Consider the following 3928-nt stretch of genomic DNA (forward strand, 5'->3'; position numbering starts at 1 on the left):
GGCCGCGGCGCCGGGTGGTCGTGCCCGAGCGGTACCTCGGCCCGCCGTCGTACCCGGTCCCGCCGCGCTGGGGCTTCCCGAACCTGGTCTGGCGCCGCCCGACGTCGGTGCCCGGCACGGCGTCCGACGAGATCCGCCCGATCGACCGCGTGCCGGTGCTCAGCCGCAGCTTGATCGCCGTCCTGTTCGGGTTCGCCGCGCTCGCCGTGGTCGCCGCCGGCGCCGAGATCTGGCGGTACGTGCTGCTCGTGCTGGGCCGCGATGCCGCGTTGTCCCGCTCGGTGGTGGCCTTCTCCGACGGGTTCGTGCTGGCCGCGGGCCTGCTGGCCGCGATCCTCGCGCTGCTGCCCGCCGGCCTGTCGCTGTGGTGGCTGCTGGTCGCGCGCCAGGCGGCGGCCGACGTCTCGGGCGACGACCCGCCGCGCCCGGTGTGGCAGGTGTTCGTCGGCGTCCTCGTGCCGGTCGCGAACCTGCCGATGGCGCTTTCGATCGTCGGCGAGCTGGAGCACGCGGTGCTGGGCCGCCCGCGTGACGTCCGCCCGAAGCCGTCTCGCCAGGTCGTGGTGTGGTGGGGCGCCTGGCTGCTGAACTGGGTGCTGCTCGGCGTTTCGATCGTCTGGCGCTTCCGCGGCGACGTGCAGTCGATGGCCGACAGCGTCCTGCTGGTCGCGCTGACCGACCTGGCCGCGGCCGCGCTCGCCGTGGTGACCGCGCTGGTCGTCCGGCGGTTCTCGGCTCTGCTTGCGCCCTCGGACGCGCGGGCCGTGCGCTCGATGCGCGTGCTCAAGGTGACCGGTGCTCCGGAGCCCGAGCTGCGGAGCGCCCGGCCGGCCGGGGCCGCGCGCTAGTAACCGCCGAAGGCCGGTTCGAGCTGGTCGAAGGCCTGTTCCGCGACCGGCCACAGCTCGTCGACGATCGCTTCTCCGTTCTCCAGCGTCCGGTCGAACACCTCCTCGAAGAGCACCCGCAGCACGGTGGTGAGGTGCGCGGCGGCGAGCACCGGGGGCAGGCCCTGGTCGGGGTGCCGCCGGACCAGCAGGTGGACGAGGTTCGCTTCGCGCTCGCGGTGCATCTCGTGCAGCGCGTTCGTCAGGACCGGGCTCTCCTTGATCATCCGCACGAAGCCCGGCCCGGAGAAGCCGACCAGTGCGTGCTGGGCGCCCAGTGCCTCGAAGTACAGCTCGCGGGTGTCGTGGAAGACGCTGTCGCGGATCAGCGACGACGGCCACGCCGCGAAGTCCGCGCGGATGTCGAAGACCAGGTCTTCCTTGCGCGGGAAGTGGTTCGTGACGGTCATCTTGGCCACGCGGGCCTCGGCGGCGATCTCGGCGATCGTCACGTCCTCGAAGCCGTTGCGGATGAACAGCCGCGTGGCCACGTCCGAGATGGTCTTCCTGGTCTCGTGCTTCTTCTGGGCACGGAGTCCCTCGCTCATGCCCGTCACTCTACTGGGTCGGACCCAAGATTGTGCTTGACCCAGTGAGTGGGTCGGACCTAATCTGAGGTCCGACCTAATCTTCTGGGGGTGGATGTGACAACGGCGGTGGCTCGTCCCGAAGCGGCGCTGTGGCGGCTCGGGGGCGTCCTGATCATGGGCGCGGTGCTGTCGATCCTGGACGCGACGATCGTGACCGTCGGGATCGACTCGATCGCGCGTGACCTGGACAGCCCGCTGACCACGGTGCAGTGGGTGGCGAGCGCGTACCTGCTGGCGGCTTCGGTGGCGATCCCGCTGTCGGGCTGGCTGACCGACCGCTTCGGCGGACGCGCGGTGTGGCTGACCGCGGTCGCCCTCTTCACGGCGGGCACGCTGCTGTGCGGCTTCGCCTGGTCGGCGCCGGCGCTGATCGCGTTCCGGGTGCTCCACGGCCTGGGCGGCGGGCTGATGCAGCCGGTCGGCCAGGCGGTGTTCGCGCAGGCGGCGGGCCCGGCGCTGGGCCGGATGATCGGCGTGATCACCCTGCCGGCGACGGTGGCCCCGGTACTGGGCCCGATGCTCGGCGGCGCGCTGGTGGCGGACTTCGGTTGGCGCTGGATGTTCTTCGGCATCGTCCCGCTGGGCGTGGCGACGTTCCTGTTCGCCCGCCGCCTCCTCCCGGCCCCCGAGCCGGGCGGCGTCCGCGCGCCGCTCGACGTCGTCGGGATCGCGCTGCTGTCGCCGGGGCTGGGCGCGCTGGTCTACGGCTTGTCCGAGGGTGTCCTGGTGGCCACGGTGGCGGGCGCGGTGCTGCTGCTGGCGTACGGCTTCCACGCGTCCCGGACGCCGTCGCCGGTGCTGGACCTGACGCTGTTCCACAACCGCGGCTTCGCGGTGGCGAGCGCGAGCACGTTCTTGCTGGGGGCGTCGCTGTACAGCTCGATGCTGCTGCTCCCGCTGTACTACCAGCAGGTCGAGCAGGCGAGCGCGTTGCGCGCCGGCCTGCTGCTGGCTCCCCAGGCCCTGGGCTCGGCGGCGGTGATGCTCGCGGGCGGCCGTCTCCTGGCCCGCTTCGGCCCCCGCCGGATGATGCTGGCCGGCATCGGGCTGTCGGTACTGGGCACGATCACGTTCACCCAGCTCGGCTCGCAGCCGAGCGGCCTGCTCCTGACGCTGTCCCTCCTGATCCGCGGCGCCGGCCTGGGCGCGGCGACAACACCGGGCATGACAACGCTGTACGGCTCGCTGGAGCGGTCCCGCATCCCGCGCGCGGCAAGCGCGTTCAACGTGGTCAACCGCATCGGCGGTTCCCTCGGCACGGCCTTGCTGGCCGCGATCCTGCACCACGCGCTGACGTCGTCGGCGCCCCGACGGCGTTCGGCACGACGTTCACCTGGGCCCTGGCGCTGTCGGCCCTGACCCTGATCCCCGCAGCCTTCTTCCCCCAGAGGAGCCCCCGATGACCCTCCGCCTCCTGTCGGTCCACGCCCACCCCGACGACGAGTCGAGCAAGGGCGCGGCCACCCTGGCCCGCTACGCCGCCGAAGGCATCGACGTCCTGGTAGCCACCTGCACCGGCGGCGAACGCGGCGACATCCTGAACCCGGCCGTCGACACGGCGGAGAACCGCGCGAACCTCCCGGCAATCCGCCGCCGCGAGATGGCCGCCGCCGCGGAGATCCTCGGCGTCCGCCACCGTTTCCTCGGCCTGACCGACTCCGGCCTCCCCGCCGCCGGCCAGCCGCTACCCGCAGGCTCCTTCGCGGCTCTGCCGCTGGCCGAGGCAGCGGCCCCGCTGGTCGCGTTGATCCGCGAGTTCCGCCCCCACGTAGTGATCACGTACGACGAAACGGGCGGCTATCCCCACCCGGACCACATCCGCACCCACGAGGTGACAGTCGAAGCCTTCTCCGCCGCGGCCGACCCCGCCCGCTACCCGGGTACGGGACTCCCGTGGCAGCCGCAAAAGCTGTACTACCAGGCCACCCTGAGCCGAGCGTGGTTCCTAGCCCTCCACGAAGCCACCCTGGCCGCCGGCCTGGAGTCCCCGATGACCGAGGTCCTGGCCGAACTCCCACCCGAGGACCCAGTCAAGGTGACCACCCGAATCCGCTGCGAGGCCCACTTCGCCACCCGCGACAAGGCCCTCCGCTCCCACACCACCCAGGTCGACCCGGCCCACCCGTTCTTCGCCCACTCCCGCGAAATCGAGCGCCAGGCCTGGCCGTACGAGGACTACCACCTAGCCCACCCGACGCCCGGCCCCGAACTGGAAGACGACCTCTTCGCCGGAGTCACCCCATGACCACCGCCCACCGCGACCTTCCGGCATGGCCACCCGTGCCCCGCCCAGCCCGGTTCGCCCCACGGCGGCAGCCGCAGCCCGCTGCCATCGGCCGGTCCGGGCTTCCGCCGCGCTCGCCCATTCGGCTCGGCCGGGCGCAATTCCACCGGCGTCAGCCGGGCACCGCCGCCTTCACCCCACGGCGGCCAGCCGCGGTCCCGTTGCCA

The 3928-nt window shown here is 72.6% G+C and carries 4 protein-coding genes; 3 read left to right on the forward strand and 1 reads right to left on the reverse strand.

Annotation, left to right across the window (positions count from 1 at the left end):
* The coding region (locus G3I65_RS41090) for a DUF4328 domain-containing protein (RefSeq protein WP_239071751.1) at positions 1-848 on the forward strand (848 nt) is incomplete at its 5' end.
* Here G3I65_RS41090 and G3I65_RS41095 read toward each other — a convergent pair.
* On the reverse strand, positions 845-1435 hold the full coding sequence (locus tag G3I65_RS41095) for a TetR/AcrR family transcriptional regulator (protein WP_160700871.1): 591 nt from the start codon (positions 1433-1435) through the stop codon (positions 845-847). The two genes, G3I65_RS41090 and G3I65_RS41095, sit on opposite strands and share 4 nt — an antisense overlap.
* 90 nt (positions 1436-1525) lie before the next feature.
* Between G3I65_RS41095 and G3I65_RS41100 the strand changes: the two genes are divergently transcribed.
* A complete protein-coding gene (locus G3I65_RS41100) occupies positions 1526-2836 on the forward strand; it encodes a DHA2 family efflux MFS transporter permease subunit (RefSeq protein WP_309235957.1) in 1311 nt (436 codons plus the stop codon).
* Between the two features lie 40 nt (positions 2837-2876).
* Positions 2877-3722 (forward strand): mycothiol conjugate amidase Mca, encoded by an 846-nt coding sequence (gene mca, locus G3I65_RS41105; protein ID WP_160700872.1) that lies wholly within the window; start codon positions 2877-2879, stop codon positions 3720-3722.
* The last annotated feature ends 206 nt before the right edge of the window (positions 3723-3928 follow it).

The organism is Amycolatopsis sp. SID8362 (genome assembly GCF_010550475.1).
Classification (GTDB): domain Bacteria; phylum Actinomycetota; class Actinomycetes; order Mycobacteriales; family Pseudonocardiaceae; genus Amycolatopsis; species Amycolatopsis eburnea.